The organism is Sphingomonas sp. (assembly GCF_050725575.1).
In the GTDB taxonomy this organism is placed as follows: Bacteria; Pseudomonadota; Alphaproteobacteria; order Sphingomonadales; family Sphingomonadaceae; genus Sphingomonas.
Genome location: NZ_JBOHHW010000031.1, coordinates 1 through 17,637, shown reverse-complemented (window position 1 = coordinate 17,637; position 17,637 = coordinate 1). Strand labels below are relative to the sequence as shown.

General features: G+C 65.0%; 18 protein-coding genes and 1 tRNA gene. 14 read left to right on the top strand and 5 right to left on the bottom strand.

Going from position 1 to position 17,637, the window contains the following annotated elements; genetic code table 11:
• Positions 1-43: 43 nt before the first annotated feature.
• Together ACRECS_RS18385 and ACRECS_RS18380 are read left to right on the top strand one after the other, a co-directional pair.
• Entirely contained in the window at positions 44-448 is a 405-nt protein-coding gene (locus ACRECS_RS18385) for a cytochrome c-type biogenesis protein (protein WP_431584395.1), read from the top strand.
• Positions 409-1,086 carry a tetratricopeptide repeat protein gene (locus ACRECS_RS18380; RefSeq protein WP_431584394.1) on the top strand — a complete coding sequence of 226 codons (678 nt, stop codon included), beginning with the start codon at positions 409-411 and terminating at the stop codon, positions 1,084-1,086. The genes ACRECS_RS18385 and ACRECS_RS18380 overlap by 40 nt, the downstream gene beginning before the upstream one ends.
• Before the next feature lie 486 nt (positions 1,087-1,572).
• Here ACRECS_RS18380 and ald read toward each other — a convergent pair whose 3' ends face one another.
• On the bottom strand, positions 1,573-2,679 hold the full coding sequence (ald, locus tag ACRECS_RS18375; RefSeq protein ID WP_431584393.1) for an alanine dehydrogenase: 1,107 nt from the start codon (positions 2,677-2,679) through the stop codon (positions 1,573-1,575).
• 134 nt (positions 2,680-2,813) lie between these two features.
• Between ald and ACRECS_RS18370 the strand changes: the two genes are divergently transcribed.
• The 4 genes from ACRECS_RS18370 (at position 2,814) to ACRECS_RS18355 (ending at position 5,989) form a co-directional block, all read left to right on the top strand.
• Positions 2,814-3,290: an Lrp/AsnC family transcriptional regulator gene (locus ACRECS_RS18370; RefSeq protein WP_431584392.1), complete on the top strand. Its 477-nt coding sequence runs from the start codon at positions 2,814-2,816 to the stop codon at positions 3,288-3,290.
• A 135-nt stretch (positions 3,291-3,425) separates the two neighbouring features.
• The gene (locus ACRECS_RS18365) at positions 3,426-5,339 is read left to right on the top strand and encodes a potassium transporter Kup (protein WP_431584434.1); all 1,914 of its coding nucleotides are present in this window, start codon (positions 3,426-3,428) and stop codon (positions 5,337-5,339) included.
• Positions 5,340-5,347: 8 nt separating this feature from the next.
• Entirely contained in the window at positions 5,348-5,857 is a 510-nt protein-coding gene (locus ACRECS_RS18360; protein WP_431584391.1) for a 2'-5' RNA ligase family protein, read from the top strand.
• 55 nt (positions 5,858-5,912) lie between these two features.
• Positions 5,913-5,989, top strand: a tRNA-Met gene (locus ACRECS_RS18355).
• Between the two features lie 23 nt (positions 5,990-6,012).
• Here ACRECS_RS18355 and ACRECS_RS18350 read toward each other — a convergent pair.
• Positions 6,013-6,660: a peptidylprolyl isomerase gene (locus ACRECS_RS18350; RefSeq protein WP_431584390.1), complete on the bottom strand. Its 648-nt coding sequence runs from the start codon at positions 6,658-6,660 to the stop codon at positions 6,013-6,015.
• Between the two features lie 166 nt (positions 6,661-6,826).
• Between ACRECS_RS18350 and trxB the strand changes: the two genes are divergently transcribed.
• Positions 6,827-7,792, top strand: a complete 966-nt coding sequence (gene trxB, locus ACRECS_RS18345; protein WP_431584389.1) for a thioredoxin-disulfide reductase — start codon at positions 6,827-6,829, stop codon at positions 7,790-7,792.
• Between the two features lie 2 nt (positions 7,793-7,794).
• On the opposite strand, the gene ACRECS_RS18340 is transcribed toward trxB, so the two are convergent.
• The 3 genes from ACRECS_RS18340 to ACRECS_RS18330 are packed head-to-tail and all read right to left on the bottom strand — an operon-like array spanning position 7,795 to position 9,520.
• The gene (locus ACRECS_RS18340; RefSeq protein ID WP_431584388.1) at positions 7,795-8,580 is read right to left on the bottom strand and encodes a hydrolase 1, exosortase A system-associated; all 786 of its coding nucleotides are present in this window, start codon (positions 8,578-8,580) and stop codon (positions 7,795-7,797) included.
• Positions 8,568-9,272: a hypothetical protein gene (locus tag ACRECS_RS18335; protein WP_431584387.1), complete on the bottom strand. Its 705-nt coding sequence runs from the start codon at positions 9,270-9,272 to the stop codon at positions 8,568-8,570. Before ACRECS_RS18335 ends, ACRECS_RS18340 begins: the two co-directional genes overlap by 13 nt.
• Entirely contained in the window at positions 9,269-9,520 is a 252-nt protein-coding gene (locus tag ACRECS_RS18330) for an acyl carrier protein (protein WP_431584386.1), read from the bottom strand. The genes ACRECS_RS18335 and ACRECS_RS18330 overlap by 4 nt, the downstream gene beginning before the upstream one ends.
• Before the next feature lie 136 nt (positions 9,521-9,656).
• Here ACRECS_RS18330 and ACRECS_RS18325 point away from each other — a divergent pair, with 136 nt between their 5' ends.
• The 7 genes from ACRECS_RS18325 to ACRECS_RS18295 form a co-directional block, all read left to right on the top strand.
• The gene (locus ACRECS_RS18325; protein WP_431584385.1) at positions 9,657-11,165 is read left to right on the top strand and encodes an AMP-binding protein; all 1,509 of its coding nucleotides are present in this window, start codon (positions 9,657-9,659) and stop codon (positions 11,163-11,165) included.
• Positions 11,162-12,397, top strand: a complete 1,236-nt coding sequence (locus tag ACRECS_RS18320) for a pyridoxal-dependent decarboxylase, exosortase A system-associated (RefSeq protein WP_431584384.1) — start codon at positions 11,162-11,164, stop codon at positions 12,395-12,397. Before ACRECS_RS18325 ends, ACRECS_RS18320 begins: the two co-directional genes overlap by 4 nt.
• Positions 12,398-12,495: 98 nt before the next feature.
• Positions 12,496-13,140: an XrtA/PEP-CTERM system exopolysaccharide export protein gene (locus ACRECS_RS18315; RefSeq protein ID WP_187763246.1), complete on the top strand. Its 645-nt coding sequence runs from the start codon at positions 12,496-12,498 to the stop codon at positions 13,138-13,140.
• 13 nt (positions 13,141-13,153) lie between these two features.
• Complete coding sequence (locus tag ACRECS_RS18310; protein ID WP_431584383.1) at positions 13,154-14,671, top strand: XrtA system polysaccharide chain length determinant; 1,518 nt, start codon at positions 13,154-13,156, stop codon at positions 14,669-14,671.
• Complete coding sequence (locus ACRECS_RS18305) at positions 14,668-15,687, top strand: AAA family ATPase (protein WP_431584382.1); 1,020 nt, start codon at positions 14,668-14,670, stop codon at positions 15,685-15,687. The genes ACRECS_RS18310 and ACRECS_RS18305 overlap by 4 nt, the downstream gene beginning before the upstream one ends.
• Positions 15,684-17,282 (top strand): hypothetical protein, encoded by a 1,599-nt coding sequence (locus tag ACRECS_RS18300; RefSeq protein WP_431584381.1) that lies wholly within the window; start codon positions 15,684-15,686, stop codon positions 17,280-17,282. Before ACRECS_RS18305 ends, ACRECS_RS18300 begins: the two co-directional genes overlap by 4 nt.
• A gap of 35 nt (positions 17,283-17,317) precedes the next feature.
• Positions 17,318-17,637 (top strand): AAA family ATPase (locus ACRECS_RS18295; RefSeq protein ID WP_431584380.1); only part of this gene is annotated, 320 nt, incomplete at its 3' end.

The following is a 17,637-nucleotide window of genomic DNA, read 5'->3' as shown; positions in this document are numbered from 1 at the left end:
GACCATATATCCCGCCGGGGAAGCCTTCATCAAAAAGCTCTGGATGACGGTTTTTGCGGTACTGGCACTGCTTGTCGCCACACCGGCATTGGCCGACAGCGCCTTGCCGCCAGCATCGCTTGCCAACACCCAACTCAAGGATCCGGCCAAGGAAGCCCAGGCCCGGGCGTTGATGGCGACCTTGCGCTGCCTGGTGTGCCAGGGACAGGCCATTTCCGACAGCGACGCGGATATGGCGGGCGACATGCGTTCGCTGGTGCGCCGCCGTATCGCCGCGGGCGAAAGTCCCGAGCAAGTCCGCAAATGGCTGATCTCGCGCTACGGCGATTATGTGACCTATGATCCGCCGCTCAGTGCCGTGACCGCGCCGCTGTGGCTGATGCCGCTGGTGCTGTTGGCGATCGGCGCGTGGCTTGCACGCGGATCGTTCAAGCGGCGGCGCGGCTGATGGGCTGGGTGATCCTTGCCGCGATTGCCGGCAGTGCGGCGCTGCTGCTGTGGCGCATCGGCGTCTCGCGCGACCTCTGGTCGTTCATCGGATCGGCGCTGGTGCTCGGCGCCGCCGGCTATGCGCTGCAGGGCCGGCCCTTGCTGGCGGGCTCGCCGGTCGAAGCGAATGCGCGGCCGATCGCGGTCGATCCCGGCCTGGTCGAGTTGCGCGAATCGATGGTCGGGCGATTGCGTGCCGATACGGCCTATCTGACCGCGGCGGACGGCATGACCCGGGTTGGTGATACTGAAAGCGCGGTGCGCGCCATTCTCGGCGGCCTGCGCCGTTATCCAGACAGCCTTGCGCTCTGGACCGGCCTTGGCACCACTCTCGCGCTGCATGATGGCGGGCAGGTGTCCCCCACTGCGCTGTTCGCCTTTGCCCAGGCCGCACGACTCGCCCCGAAGCACCCGGCGCCGCCCTTTTTCACCGGACTCGCCTATATTCGTGCGGGCAATTTCGCTCAGGCGCGACCCTATTGGGCTCGTGCTCTGGCTCTGACGCCCGAGAAGATCTCCTATCGGCCGGAACTGGCCTATCGCCTGGCGCTGCTCGATCGCCTGCTGGCGGACGCGGATCAGACCGCGCCACGCTGAGTTTCAGGCAGGGACGCTGGGTAAGGGCCGCTGCGCCGCGTTCAGTCCGCTCGAAGTCTAATTATCAGATAAGTATCTGATATTTAATGAATAAATATGGGTTTCACCTTATGCGGCAGCGAAAAAGATATGGCACATCCGGTGTCCCATATCTCCTGCACGCGCGCCCGAAATCCTGTCGCCCTGCGACGATTCAACCATCATGCAGGATCGGGCATGCCATCGCTCGCCGGATATAAACCGGCGCGTAAATCATGCTCTTTCTCATGGCCGTGAAGCGTCGGGCGCCAGCGCCTGTTTCGATCAAACCGGCTCCTGCTATCGCTCCTGTTCCGTCCTGTTTTTCAATAACGGGAGCGCAATCTGGTCCATTGTCAGGGCCACGATGCGCGCGTCCGATATGGTGCTCGATACCTTTAGGTTCGGGAGCAGGTTCCGCGATCCCGGGGCTCCCTACAGGCGGGAGCCCCGAGTCAGGCCGGGATATCAGGCGCTCCATGCCTCGAACGGTAGGTCGAGCGCGTCGGCGACCGCCTGGTGGCGGATCTTGCCGTTCGACACGTTCAGGCCATTGGCGAGGTGCGGATCGGCGGCCATCGCCTTTTCCGCGCCAAGGCTCGCCAGCTTCAGCACGAAGGGCAGGGTGGCATTGTTGAGCGCGAAGGTGCTGGTGCGCGCGACCGCGCCCGGCATGTTGGCGACGCAGTAATGGATCACGCCATCGACTTCGAACACCGGATCGTCATGCGTCGTCGCATGGCTGGTTTCGAAGCAGCCGCCCTGGTCGATCGCGATATCGACCAGCACTGATCCGCGCTTCATCGTCTTGAGCATCTCGCGCGTGACCAGCTTCGGCGCAGCGGCGCCGGGCACCAGCACCGCACCGATCACCAGATGCGCATTCTTCACCGCCGAGGCGATCGCTGCCTTGGAGGCGTAAGCCGTCTTGATCTGGCTCGAGAAGAACATGTCGAGTTCGGCAAGGCGGGCGTTCGAAATGTCGTAGATCGTCACGTCGGCGCGCATGCCGACCGCCATCTGCGCTGCGTTGACGCCGGAGACGCCGCCGCCAAGGATCGCGACCCGGGCAGGGGCCACGCCGGGCACGCCACCGAGCAGCACGCCGCGGCCGCCCTGTTCCTTTTCGAGATAATGCGCGCCGACCTGGATCGACATGCGGCCGGCGACTTCCGACATCGGCTTGAGCAGGGGCAGCGAGCGGTCATTGGCGGTGACCGTTTCATAGGCGATGCAGGTCGCGCCGGACTTGATCAGCCCTTCGGCCTGCGCCTTGTCGGCGGCGAGGTGGAGATAGGTGAAAAGCAGGTGGCGCGATTCGAGCAGCGCGATTTCGCTCGGCTGCGGTTCCTTCACCTTCACGATCATGTCCGACTGCGCGAACACGCTGGCGGCGTCGGGCAGGATCGTCGCGCCGGCGTCGATATAGTCCTGGTCTTCGAAATCGATGCCGAGGCCGGCACCGGTCTGCACCACGACGCTATGGCCGAGAGCAGTCAGTTCCGAGACCGATGGCGGCGTCAGGCCGACACGATATTCGTGATTCTTGATTTCTTTGGGGACACCGACGCGCATGGCGAAACTCTCCAGATCGAGTTGTGATGGCGCATGATACCGCGTTTGCGGCCTCAAATCTCTGCAAATTACTATGGTGAAACGGGGTGTGATTGCATATATCGCCGGAATGTTCGGCCGATTGAGCGGAAATCATGCAACTTAACCGGATAGACTCGGCAATCCTGCAATTGCTCGCCGCGGATGCGCGCGCATCGGTCAGCAGCATCGCGGCGCAGGTCGGCCTGTCGCAATCGGCCTGCACGCGGCGCATCCAGGCGCTCGAGGCGTCAGGGCATATCCTTGGCTATGGCGCGCATCTCGGCCACCGCCGGCTCGGCTTTCGCGTCACCGCGCTGGTCGACATCACACTCGGCACACAGGTCGAGGAGGATCTCGCTCAGTTCGAACGCGCGGTGGCGGCGATCGACGGCATCGTCGAATGCGCCCTGGTCTCCGGCGCGCAGGACTACCGGCTGAAGATCGTGTGCCGCGATCTTGACGATTATGAGCGCATGCACCGCGAACATCTCGGCCGGCTGCCGGGCGTGAACACGATCAGCAGCAGCTTCGTGCTTCGCTCTGTCCCGACCCGGGGCGAGGCCGACGCATTGTTTGCCGGGGCGGCATGACCATATGTTGCGATGATACCCGGCGCGTGATAGGCGCGCCCCGCAACCGGCTAGGCGTCGGTCGCGTTTAGCCAAGATGCGATTGATGCAAATCCCGATCCGAGTGCTGCCCCGGTGACCACCGGTACTTCTGAAATCGTCGCTGAACCGGGCGCCGACCCTCTCGGCGCGTCGGCACCGCATTGCCATGGCCCCGACGGCATCATCAAACTGTCGCTTGGCGCGATCGGCGTGGTGTTCGGCGATATCGGCACCAGCCCGCTCTACGCCTTTCGCGAGACTTTTGCCGGGCATCACCCGCTCACCGTCGATGCGTTCCACATCATGGGCGTGGTCAGCCTGATGTTCTGGTCGATGATGCTGGTGGTGACGGTCAAATATGTCAGCATCATCATGCGCGCCGACAATAAGGGAGAGGGCGGCAGCCTTGCCTTGCTGGCGCTGGTATCGGGCAAGACCAAGACCAAGCGCTGGAGCGCCGGCATCGTGCTGCTCGGCGTGTTCGCCACCGCGCTGTTCTACGGCGACAGCATGATCACGCCTGCCGTGACCGTGCTCGGCGCGGTCGAGGGGCTGGCGATCGCCGCGCCCGGCCTGGGCGGGCTGGTGCTGCCGATCGCGGTGGTGATCCTCGTCGCGCTGTTCTCGATCCAGCGCAGCGGCACGTCGAAGATCGGCCTGTTCTTTGGCCCCGTGATGCTGCTCTACTTCGCGGTCATCGCCACGCTTGGCCTGCTCAGCGTCATCAAGACGCCCGACATGCTCTGGGCCTTGTCGCCGCACCATGCGGTCGAATTCTTCCTTTACGACCCGGTTCGCGCGTTCCTCGCGCTTGGCTCGGTCGTGCTGGCGGTGACTGGCGCCGAGGCGCTCTACGCCGATATGGGGCATTTCGGGCGCAACCCGATCCGCGTCTCCTGGCTGTTCTTCGTGCTGCCCGCGCTGATCCTCAATTATATGGGCCAGGGCGCGATGCTGATGCGCGACGGCACGCCCGCACTGGCCAGCCCCTTCTACCTGCTCGCGCCTGAATATCTGCAGCTGCCGCTGGTGCTGCTCGCCACCGCCGCGGCGGTGATCGCCAGCCAGGCGGTGATCACCGGCGCCTTCTCGGTCACGCAACAGGCGATCCAGCTCGGCTTCATCCCGCGGCTGCGCATCGAACACACCAGCGCCTCGACCGCGGGGCAGATCTATATCCCGCTGGTCAACTGGCTGCTCATGGTCATGGTCCTGCTGCTGGTGCTGGCGTTCCAGTCCTCGGCCAACCTCACCTCCGCCTATGGCATCGCGGTGACCGGCGCGATGATGATCGACACTTGCCTGCTTGGCGTAGTGCTGTTCCGGCTGTGGAACTGGCCGGCCTATTACGCAATCCCGCTGCTGGCGGTACTGTTCCTGGTCGATGGCGCCTATTTCGCCGCCAATTTGACCAAGGTTCCCGATGGTGGCTGGTTCCCGCTGCTCATCGGCCTGATCATCTTCACCTTGCTGACCACTTGGGCCAAGGGCCGCAAGCTGATGATCGAGCGGATGCGCGAAGGCGCGATGCCGATCAAGGTGTTCATCCAGTCCGCCGCGACCTCGGCCACGCGGGTGCCCGGCACCGCGGTGTTCATGACCTCCTCGCCCGAGGGCGTGCCGCATGCGCTGCTGCACAATCTCAAGCACAACAAGGTGCTGCACGAACGCATCATCCTGCTTACGATCAAGATCATGGACGAGCCCTATTATCCCGATGACGGCCGCTGCCATCTTGAGGATCTCGATCAGGGGTTCCATCGCATGGTGCTGAAATACGGCTTCATGCAGGAGCCCGACGTGCCGGCGGCGCTGGCGCGCATTCATCAATGCGGCGCCGATTTCCGCATGATGGACACCAGCTTCTTCCTGTCGCGCCAGACTCTGCTGCTGTCAGCCCGGCCCGGCATGATGGTGTGGCGCGAAAAGCTCTTCGCCTGGATGCTGCGCAATGCGGAAAGCGCGATGGAATTCTTCCGTCTGCCGACCAACCGCGTGGTCGAACTGGGCAGCCAGGTCGAAATTTGAGCGCTCCGGTGCCGGGACCCGCGCCGATCATCGTCACGGTGCTGTTCGGCAAGCAGGATACGGCCTATTTCGACGGTCTGCGCCGCGCACATTTTCCGGCTGAACGCAATCAGTTGCCGGCGCATCTGACGATGTTCCATCATCTCGGGCCATCGCTCGAAGCCGAGCTCAGGCAGCGGCTCGCGAGTGAGACGCATCGGGTGCCGGCACCGGCCGCGCGACTCGCTGGCCTGATGTTGCTGGGCAAGGGCGTGGCGTTCCGCATCGAATCACCCGAGCTCGCCGATATCCGCGACCGACTGGCCGACAGTTTTGCCGCGATGCTGACGCCGCAGGATGCGGTGGGGTGGCGTCCGCATGTCACGGTGCAGAACAAGGTCACGCCGGCCGAGGCCAAGGCATTGCAGGCGGCGCTGGCGTTGGATTTCCGCCCGCGCCCGGTCGTGATCGCTGGTCTGGCGAGCTGGTGGTATCGCGGCGGCCCATGGGAACCGCTGTCGCGTCATATGTTCGCTTGACCCTTTCCGCGCGCGTTCCTATAGCCCGCGCCTCGCGAGTGAAGCGGCCTTTCGGGGCGGAGTAGCTCAGCTGGTTAGAGCACGGGAATCATAATCCTGGGGTCGGGGGTTCAAGTCCCTCCTCCGCTACCACTCGCGAGCCTTTTCCAATCAGCTTATGGCAGGCGCCGCGCGGTCCGGATCAGGATCGGCGGGACCAGCATCTGCCCCTTCATTACGCCTTCGCCGGCGGTCGGCGAAGGCGTCGCGTCGAGCACGCGTGTGACCACGTCCATGCCCTCCACGACATGGCCGAACGCGGCATAGCCGAGATTGTCGCCCGGCTGGCTCGGATCGGCATCAAGCGACGGTTGATCGCCGACCATGATCGTGAAGTCGCCGCTCGCCGTGCCCGGCGCATAGCGCGCGGTCGAGATCGTGCCGCTAAGATGTTTGAGGCCGGTCTGGGTGGTCGGTTCGTGCTTGATCGGCGGGAGGACGCGCTTGGGGGCGTTCTGTACCCCGAACTGCACAAAGCCGAATCCCGGCTGCACCTTCACCGTGCGATAGAAGCCGATCCCGTCGAGCCGCTTCTGGTCGACATAGCGCAGGAAATTGGCCGTGGTGATCGGCGCACGCTCCTTTTCGAGTTCCAGCACGATGCGGCCCTGATCGGTTTCCAGCGCCACGCGTACGGTGGCCGGTGTCGGCTTGGGTGCCGGGGTGACCTCAGGCGCAGGGGTTGGCGTGGGAGCAGGCGTGGTTTGGGCATATGCGCCGGTCGCCGTCAGGGCGAAGGCCAGGAGAATCGGTCGGAAGAACATCGGCATCCTCATCCGCTTGGGGCTGAGGGCTTATACCCGATCCTGCCCAATCGCATCTAGCGCGACGGCAAGAATCGATATGCTTCCCTCTGCGTCATCACCTCCCATGTTGCATTGGCACGCGAGCGCGCCCTAGAAGCGCCGCTTCGCCAGAACGGACGCTTTCATGACCACCCATACGACCAAGATGCTTATCCTCGGCTCCGGTCCCGCCGGCCTGTCCGCCGCCATTTATGGCGCGCGCGCCGGCATGGCGCCGATCGTCGTGCAGGGCATCCAGCCGGGCGGCCAGCTGACCACCACCACCGATGTCGAGAATTACCCGGGTTTCGCCGATGTGATCCAGGGCCCATGGCTGATGGAGCAGATGCAGGCTCAGGCCGAGCATGTCGGCACGCGGCTGATGTGGGACACGATCGTGGAGGTCGACCTGACCCGGCGCCCGTTCCGGCTGATCGGCGATGGCGGCGATGTCTATGAGGGCGATGTGCTGGTCATCGCGACCGGCGCGCAGGCCAAATGGCTGGGGCTCGACAGCGAGGATCTGCTCAAGGGCAAGGGCGTCAGCGCCTGCGCGACCTGTGACGGCTTCTTCTATCGCGGCAAGCGTGTTGCGGTGATCGGCGGCGGCAACACGGCGGTCGAGGAGGCGTTGTACCTCACTAATCATTCGCCCGACGTGACGCTGATCCACCGCCGCGACAGTTTCCGCGCCGAGAAGATCCTGCAGGACCGGCTGTTCGCGCATAAAGGCATCAAGGTGCTGTGGAACAAGGAAGTCGACAGCTTTGTCGATGGCGGCGGTACCGCCGGGCTGGTCGGTATCGACCTGCGTGACACGGTGACCGGCGAGATTTCGCGCGTCGATGTCGAGGGCGGCTTTGTCGCGATTGGCCATCATCCGGCGACCGAATTGTTCCGCGGCCATCTCGCGCTCGATTCGGACGGCTATATCGCGGTCGAGACCGGCACGACGCGCACCAGCGTGCCTGGCGTGTTTGCTTGCGGCGACGTGATGGACAAGATCTATCGCCAGGCCGTCACGGCGGCGGGCACCGGGTGCATGGCGGCGCTGGACGCCGAGCGCTTCCTGGCGGCGGCCGAGTTCGAGGTCGCCGAAGCGGCCGAGTGACCTCAGCCGCGCGCGAGCTGCGCGCGGATCACTGATTCAAGTTCGGCCGCATCAGTGGCACGCGCGTAGCTATGCGATGCGGTGTCGATAATATGCGTTTGCGGTGCCCAGCCATGCTGGCGGCAGGCGTCGGCAAAGGCGATGGCGGTGGCATCCTGGCGCGCGAGGACGAAGGTTACCGTGTCGGTATGGCCGCTCACAGCTTTGCGGATCCGCGCAGCGAGGGAGTCTGGCTCCTGAGAATTGCTCTTCGAAGCCTTTATCAAACCCTTGAACAGTTTCCCGAAGTCGATGCCACCTTTGATCAGCCGGAGCCAGGTCGCGGGGTCGCGCAGTCGCTCAATATAGCGGGCGCGGATCGCAGCTGCGGGGGGCAGGTCGTCATCCTCCTCGATCACCCACGGGTTGGACAAGATCAGCGTTTCGATCCCGGCTGCCTCATGAAACAGCGCAAGCGACGTCGCGGCGTCGCAATTGCCGAACGCGGCCAGCCGCAGGACCTGCGGCGCCTCGGCGCGGAATGCCGCCGTTGCCGCCATGATGTCATCGCGGGAACCCTCGAAACCGCGATTCTCGCCACTCGAATCGCCGATGCCACGCCGGTCGTAACGGAATACCGGAATGCCGGCGGCTGCGAGCCGCGCGGCGAGCAGCGTCATGCCGCGATGTGCGCCGATGCGTATCTCGTTGCCGCCGGAGACGACCAGCAGGCCAGTGGTGCCCGGCGCGTCGTCGAGCGTGCCGAACAGCGTTTCGCCTTCACAAGGGAAAGAGATTATCCGCCGCATGTCGCGATCCAGGCGGCGATATCCGCCGCGAGAAGGTCAGCCAGCGCAGGGTCATTGCCGGGCTCCGCACGCCGCCAGAGCGGTGCCCCGGCAAGCTTCAGGTGAGCGGGTTGGGCATCGGTATCCAGGCGGACAGTGCGCAGGGGACCGTTGCTGGACGGCGTGGCGCCATTCAAATCCACCAGCAGGACGCGGCTGAGGCGATTGCCGGCGAGTTCGACCGGCGGGCCAGGGGATTCGATCACCGAAGTATCGAATGCTTCGCCATCCTCCTTGGCTGCGGCGAGGCGCGTTCGGAACATGTCGCGGACCAGCGCCGCCCCGGCGACCGGCGCGAAGTGCCAGCGGCCGGCGACCGGTGCGTCATGGTCGAGCAACGCGCCGCCCCGGATCGCAACGGCGTGAACCGGACCGGTGTCGCGCAGCGCAGCGGCGGCAGATGAAAATGCCTTTTGCCAATTGCTTAAGCTCACCTGCTCAGTCTCGATGAGACTATCGCCCATGCCCGGAAGGTCGGGCAGGGCGCTGGCGATTCCCCGCTCGGCCAGCCCGCGCAAGATGGTGACCATAAACGCGCGCGTCCGGTTGGCTTCCTCGAACAGCGGCATCGCGGCGATGACGACCGGGCCGGTGGCGGGGCCGAAGCGAAGTATTGCCTCTCGTCCGCCGGACCAGTCGTACGCGCCGATCATCCCGTGGCCTTGGCGATGGCGAAGTGCACCAGCGCGCCGAAGGTCTCGAGCATCTCGCCATCGACCTCGTCATCCTCGATCAGGATGCCGAGCCGTTCCTCGATCTCGGTGAGCAGTCCGGCAACGGCCATCGAGTCGAGTTCGGGCAAAGCGCCGAACAAAGGCGTTTCGTTGCGAAACGCCGCAACGCGCTCCTCGCTCAGGCCAAGCACGTCGCGAAGGACGGCGCGGATCGTGGCGTCGATCATTTGCGTGTCATCAGGAAGCACTGCGAACCCTTGTTTCCCCCATTATGGTGCCGCCGTTAGAGAATGCGGCGGTTTATGCCAAGGGCAAGCGGCTTGGGCGGCTTGGCAGCGCGGCGGTGGAGGCTATCAAGGACGCATGATCGCTCTCGACCCCGTTCCGCATCCGATCGACGCGCTGCCCGCACGTGGCGCCCCCGCCGATGTCGCGCTGATCGACCGTGCCGGCACGCTCAGCTTCGCCGAACTGGAGGCGTTGACCGGCCAGGTTGCGGCCTGGTTGGCGGCGCAGGGCTTTGCGCCGGGCGATCGGCTGGCAAGCTGGCTGCCCAAGACGCGACTGGCGTGCGTACTGCCGATGGCAGCGCCCAGGGCGGGGCTAGTGCATGTGCCGGTCAACCCCATGCTCAAGCGCGGGCAGGTTGCGCATATCCTCGCCGATAGCGGTGCGTCGCTGCTGATCACGCAATCCGCGCGAGCTGGGGCGCTCGAGCCCGGCGATGTGCCCGCCAATTGCCGAACCGTGCTGGGGGACGAAGTGACGGCAAGTGACGCCTTGCCGCCATCCGCCGCCGACCCAGCCGCGCTGGCGGCGATCCTCTACACCTCCGGATCGACGGGACGGCCCAAGGGCGTGATGCTCAGCCATGCCAATATGTGGCTCGGTGCGATCTCGGTTGCGCATTATCTGAAGCTGACGCCGGCTGACCGCGTGCTCGGCGTGCTGCCGCTGAGCTTCGATTATGGACAGAACCAGCTGTTCTCGACCTGGGTGGCGGGGGCCCGCTACGCTCCGCTCGACTATCTGACCGCGCGGGACGTCGTTAAGGCGGTCGAGCGGCTGGAGGCGACGACGCTGGCGGGCGTGCCGCCGCTCTGGGTGCAGTTGCTCGAAACGGAGTGGCCGACGGAGACGGCGGCGCGGTTGAAGCGGCTGACCAATTCGGGCGGCGCACTGACGCCGCGGATGGTTCGCGCCTTACGCCAGCGATTCCCTGGCGCTGATCTCTATCCGATGTACGGCCTGACCGAGGCATTCCGCTCGACCTATCTCGATCCCGCGCTGGTCGATGCCAATCCCGATGCGATGGGGCGGGCAATTCCCTTTGCCGAAGTAATGACGGTGCGTGCGGACGGGATGCGCGCCGGGCCGGGTGAGCCGGGCGAACTGGTCCATGCCGGGCCGCTGGTGGCGCAAGGCTATTGGCAGGATGCCGAGCGCACCGCGCAGCGGTTTCGCGAGGCGCCCGGCTGGGCTGCATCGGGCGGTATGGCGGTATGGTCGGGGGACACAGTAGTCGAGGGCGCCGACGGCCTGTTCCGCTTTGTCGGGCGCGACGACGAGATGATCAAATCGGCCGGCAACCGCATCAGCCCGACCGAGATCGAGGAAGCAGTGCTGTCGGGCGGTGAGGCGGCCGAAGCGGTGGCGCTGGGCGTGCCCGATCCGCGTCTCGGCCAGGCGATCCTGGTCGTGGCGCGAGCGGTCGGGGATGCCGGCGATGCCGAAAGCGCGTTGCGCGAACGGCTGCGGCGCGATTTGCCGAGCTTCATGCAGCCGGGCCGCTATGAATGGCGTGAGGCATTGCCGCGCAATGCGAATGGCAAGCTCGATCGGGCGGCATTGAAGGCGGAGATGACGTCATGAAGCCAATGGGGGCGATACCCGCCGAATTCTCGGGCCCGGGCCCGTTGAAGATCGCTGGCCGCAGCGCAGCGGAGTGGATCGACGTGGCGGGCAGCAGCCCGGTGTTCGTCTATGATGCTGCTATCGCGGCGGCGCGTGTGGCGCGGTTTCGCGCTGCGATGCCGCCGGGGCTCGACCTGCATTATGCGATCAAGGCCAATCCGGCGCCGCCGATGATCGCGGTGCTGGCGCGGCTGGTGGATGGGCTCGATGTGGCATCGAGCGGCGAACTGTCGCTCGCCCTGGCGGAGAAGCCGGCCGGCCGGATCAGCTTTGCCGGACCGGGTAAGCGCGACGCGGAGCTGGAGGCGGCAATCACCGCCGGCGCGACGATCAATGTGGAATCGGAAGGCGAGGCAGCCCGCGCGATCGCGGTGGGGCAGCGGCTCTGCATCACGCCGCGTCTCGCCGTGCGCGTGAACCCCGACATGGAGTTGCGCGGCTCGGGTATGAAGATGGGCGGCCGCGCCTCGCCCTTCGGCGTCGATGCCGATCGCGTGCCCGCCTTGGTCAAGCATATCATTGGAAGCGGCGCGGACTGGCGCGGCTTTCATATCTTCGCCGGATCCCAGGCGCTCAGCGCCGAGGCGATCATCGATACTCAGGCCGAGACGCTGGCGTTGGCCGGGCGCCTCGCCGACGATGTTGGCGTCATGCCGCCACTGGTCAATCTCGGCGGCGGCTTCGGCATCCCCTATTTTCCGGGTGACGTCGCGCTGGATGTCGAGGCCGTCGGCGTGGCGCTGGCCGAGCGGCTGGCGGAACGTGCGGGATCGCTGGCCGACACCCGTTTCGCGATCGAGTTGGGTCGCTGGCTGGTTGGGGAATGCGGCGTGTATCTGACCCGGGTAATCGACCGGAAGGAGAGCCGCGGCGAGACGTTCCTGGTTGTCGATGGCGGGCTCCATCACCAGCTTGCCGCGTCGGGCAATTTCGGCACAGTGGTAAAGCGCAACTATCCCGTCGCGGTCGCGACTGCTCCCTATGACGTGCCGACCGAAACAGTCAGCGTTGTCGGATGTCTGTGCACACCGCTCGACCGGCTGGCTGACCGTGTCACCCTACCGGTGGTACAAGTCGGTGATATCGTTGCGATTTTCATGGCCGGGGCCTATGGTCTGACAGCCAGTCCGACGGCGTTTCTGGGGCATCCGCAACCGGCAGAGATCACGGCGAGCGCCGGACAATCCTAACGCAATATTTACCCTTTCCCCGCATAGCTCCGATGTAGCCGTGCGCCTCGCTGAAATGACGTCACCAGCGAAACGTGTTGCGGCAGGAGGCCAGTGCAATGCGTTTTTCATCCGTTTCCAAGGGGTTCGCTGTCGCAGGGATCGCGGCAACGATGCTTGCCGGCTGCACCGGCGGTGGTGGCAGATCCCAATTGCCGCCCGCGACCTTTGTGGCGACGCAGGAACAGCCGGGCGAGGAATATGTCATCGGCCCGCTCGACCAGCTCAACATCTTCGTGTGGCGCAATCCCGAATTGTCGGCGAAGGTGCAGGTGCGCCCCGATGGCCGGATCACCACGCCGCTGATTTCCGACATGCCGGCGGTCGGCAAGACCCCGGCCATGCTCGCCGACGACATGAAGATCGCGCTGAGCGAATATATCAAGGATCCGATCGTCTCGGTGATCGTGGAGAATTTCTCCGGCACGTTCAGCCAGCAGGTGCGCATCGTCGGCGCGACTGAAAAGCCGGCGTCGATCCCATACCGCGCCAACATGACCCTGCTCGACGCGATGATCGCGGTCGGAGGGTTGAGCGAGTTCGCTGCCGGTAACAAGGCGCGGCTGGTGCGCTACGACCGCACCACCGGGCGCCAAGTCGAATATAACGTCAAACTCTCCAACCTTCTGAAGAATGGCGATGCCAAGGCGAACGTCCGGCTGGAGCCGGGCGACGTGATCATCATCCCCGAATCAATGTTCTGAGGGGGACCGGGGGGTGAACGGTCTTTATGACGAGTTGAGGATCGCGCTACACGCGGTCTGGACGCGGCGCTGGCTGGCGCTCGCGGTCGCCTGGGGAATCGCGGTTATCGGCTGGTTTGTCGTGGCGCAGATTCCCAGCAGCTATGAATCGCGCGCTCGTGTGTTCGTTCAGATGCAGTCGATCCTGCCGTCGAAGATCGGCATCACGCAGGTGGAGCAGCAGCAGGATGTCGACCGGGTCCGTCAGACGCTGATCTCGGCGATCAACCTGCAAAAGGTTGTGCGCGGCACCGACCTGGCCAGCACGGTGTCGACCGACCGCGATATCGCGGACCGCGTCGCCGGCCTGCAAAAGGCGATCAAGGTCACCGCACAGCAGGACAATCTGTTCGAGATCACCGCAACCGGCAGCAGCCCGAAAGTCGTGCGTCAGATTGTGCAGAAGCTGATCGACATCTTCGTCGAGGAAAACCTTGCCGGTGACCGCGACGAGACCAGCCAGACGCTACGCTTCCTCGACGCGCAGCTCGAACAGCGCCAGAAGCAGTTGCAGGACGCCGAGGCGAAGAAGACCGATTTCCAGAATCGTTACCTCGGCTCCTTGCCGGGCACCGGGTCGCTGACCGATCGTATGGGCGCCGCCCGCACGCAGATGGCGCAGGTCGATAGCGATCTCGCCGCGGCACAATCGAGCCTTGCCGCGGTTACCGGTCAGATGGCTGGAACGCCGCAGAATATCGCGGGTGCCGCCGGCGGACCGACTGCCGGGCCGGCACGTGCGCGGCTTGCCGCGATTCAGGGCCAGATCGCTGAAGCGCGCGGCCGCGGCTTTACCGATAACCATCCCGACATGGTCGCTCTTCGTGGCCAGCTGGCGGCGGCGCAGGCCGCCGCGCGCACCGAGCCGGTGGTCGCTGGCGGGGCGGGGGCAGCGTCCAATCCGCTTTATCTGTCGCTGCGGTCCATGCAGGCTGAAAAGCAGGCGCAGGTCGCCGCGCTGATGATGCGCAAGAAGCAACTGCAGGGCGATCTCGATACGATCAATTCGAAGCTGGCGGGCGATCCGGCGGTCGCCGCCGAACAGGGCCAGATCGAGCGCAATTATGCGGTCCTCAAAGACCAGTATGACAAGATGCTTGCTGACCGCGAGGACATCAAGCTGCGTGGCCAGGCCCAGACCCAGACCGATGCAATCAAATTCAGCGTGATTGACCCGCCAACGTCACCGCGTGTGCCGAATGCGCCGAACCGACCATTGCTGCTGACAGGCGCCCTGCTCGTCGCGATTTGCGGCGGGATCGGCGCGGCATTTGCGATGGGCCAGTTGCAGACGACGTTCGCCACGTCCAGCCGGCTCGAGCGGGCTACCGGTATGCCGGTGATCGGCTCGATCGGCGAGATGGTCACCGACGCGCAGATCGCAATGCGTCGTCGCAAGCTGATGTATTTCGGCGGTGGCGCCGCGGCGCTGGCCGTCGCTTATGTGGCGCTGCTCGGCGTCGAAATGGTTTCGCGGGGGATGGCGGCATGACCGAGGCGCCACGGAAGATACAGGCGTCGTTGCTCGAGCGCGCCGCGCAGGTTTACGATTTCAACGCGCATCTGCGTGCGCGCACTAGCGCGCCGGCTCAGCCGGCACCGATTCTCGACTTGGACTCTCAGTCGATTCCGGAAACCGTGCGGGTCCCGAAGCCCGCACCAGCTCCGGAACCGACACCCTTTCCGGAACTGGCGCCAGTGCCGAAGCCCGCACGGCAGCCGGCCGCAGCGCCCCAGGCGCCGGTACAGCCGCCGCGCACGCCCTCCGGGCGTAAGTCGATCTCGATTGACCGCGCGATGCTGTCCGACAAGGGGTTGCTCGTGCCCGGCGCTGCGATCGGCGCGCTGGCCGAGGAGTTCCGCCTGGTGAAGCGGCATTTGCTGCTGACCGCGAAAACCGTGAAGCTGCACGACGACGAGCGGTCGCGCGCGATCCTGGTGTGCTCGGCCAATACCGGCGAGGGCAAGACCTTCTGCGCGGTCAATCTGGCGATCTCGCTGGCGGCCGAGCGCGATACCGAAGTTCTGCTGGTCGATGCCGATTTCGCCAAGCCCGATGTGATGCGCCGGCTCGGCGGGAAAGACGGGCCGGGGCTGCTCGACATTCTCGCCGATCCGCGGATCGAGGCCGAACGCTGCGTGGTGGCGACGGATATCCCGCAGCTCAGCCTGCTGCCTTGCGGCACGAAATCGAATACCGACACCGAATTACTGGCCAGCGATCGCACCGCGACGCTGATCGCGACGCTGCTGGCCGCCGATCCGCGCCGCATCATTATCTTCGATTCGCCGCCCGCGCTCGAGGCTTCGCCTGCCGGCGTGCTCGCCACGCAGGTCGGGCAGGTGATGCTGGTGGTCCGCGCCGACAAGACGAGCGATGGCGACCTGCGCCAGGCCGTCGCACTGCTTGATGGCTGTGAGCATATTCAACTGGTCCTGAACGCAGTGTCGTTCGTCCCCGGGGGCCGCCGTTTCGGTAGCTATTACGGCCAGGAGGATGCCTCGTGACGCGGGCCACTTACCTCATCGCCGCCGGCATGATCGCGCTCGTCGCGAACCCCGCCGCGGCGCGCGACAAATCGATCGCGCCCTATATTGAACTCGGTCAGGTGCTGACCGCGGATCTCAATGGCGGCGACGTGCTGACCTATTCGACCATTGCCGCCGGCGTCGATGCATCGATCCAGAACCGACGCGCCGAAGTACAGGTGAGCTATCGCTACGAGCGCCGGATCAGCTGGAGCAAGAATGTCGGCGACGACGATATCCATAGCGGTCTCGCGCGCGCGGCGGTGAAGGTCGCCCCTGGCGTGAGCATTGAGGGCGGCGCGCTGGCGACCCGTGCGCGGTCGGACATTCGTGGCGCCGCGCCGGTGGTGCTCGCGGGCAATGTCGACAATATCAGCCAGGTCTATTCGGCCTATGTCGGCCCGACGGTATCGACTCAGGTTGGCCCAGTCAGCGTGGGTGCAAGCTATCGTTTCGCCTATACCAAGGTAGAAGATCCCGGCTTCACCGGCGTGGCCCCGGGCAGTCCGCGGCTCGACAATTACGACAGTTCGAAAAGCCACGTCCTGCAGGCAAGTGCCGGCGTCAAGGCGGGCACCGTGCTGCCGGTCGGCGTGACCGTCAGCGCCGCTTATGAGCGCGAAGATGCCGGTCAGCTCGACCAGCGGTACGAGGGCAAATATGTCCGCGGCGACCTGGTCCTGCCGGTACTGCCGACGCTCGCGGTGAGCGCGGGCGCGGGCTATGAGAAAATCGAGATCAGCCAGCGCGATGCCGTGCTCGACAGCGCCGGTCAGCCAGCAGTCGATTCCAACGGCCGGTTCCGCACCGACAAGTCCTCGCCGCGCCGCATCGCCTATGAGACGGACGGCCTGATCTATGACGCGGGCGTCATCTGGAAGCCGAGCCGGCGCATGACGCTGGAGGCGCGGGTGGGTAAACGCTACGGCGGCACCGTCTACACCGGCTCGCTGAGCTATGCCGCGACTCGTTCGCTCGGCATCCAGGTCGGCGTCTATGACAGCGTGGAAACTTTCGGACGCCAACTGCGCGATGGCATTGCCAGCCTGCCGACCAGCTTCATCGATCAGCGCGATTCATTCGGTCAGCAATTTGCCGGCTGCACCTTCGGCAAATCGAGTGCGGCGGCTGGTGGATGTCTGAACGACGTGTTCCAGTCGATCGCCACGGCGAGCTATCGCGCGCGCGGCATTGATGCGGTGATCTCGGCCAATCGCGGGCCGCTCAGCTTTGGCGTCGGCGCGGGTTATGCCAATCGCCGCTTCTACGCGCCGAGGGGCGGCACCGGCTACAGCGTCAATGGCGTGACCGATGAAAGCTATTACGCGCAGGCATTCCTGTCGGCGTCGCTCGATCGCAACTCGGGTATCAGTGCGAATGTCTTCGCCAATTACTTCGAGAGCGGCATCGGCAATACGCCAGGCATCTTCTCGACCGGAGCGACCGGTCTTTACTATCGCAATTTCGGGCGCATCGGTACGACCGTATCGGCCGGGATCTACTCGTTCAGCCAGGACGGTACGGAAGATCAATATTCGGCGCAGGCGCAGGTAGGCGTACGGTATCAATTCTGAAACGTGTTGAGCGTAGCTCGCACAGGGTGGTGACGATGTACGACGATCATTACGGATTGAGCGGACGACCGTTCCAGCTGACGCCCGACCCGCGTTTCTGGTTCGATACCGCGACGCACCGCAAGGCAATGGCCTATCTCGGCTATGGCCTGAGCCAGGGCGAGGGCTTCATCGTCATCACCGGCGATATCGGCGCTGGCAAGACCACGCTGGTCGGCCATCTGATGGCGACGGTCGATCGCGAGCGGCTGAACGTGATCAAGATCGTCTCGACTCAGATCGAGGCCGAGGATCTGCTGCGCATGGTCGCGGGCGGGCTCGATATCGAGACCGCCGGCCAGACCAAGGCCCAGCT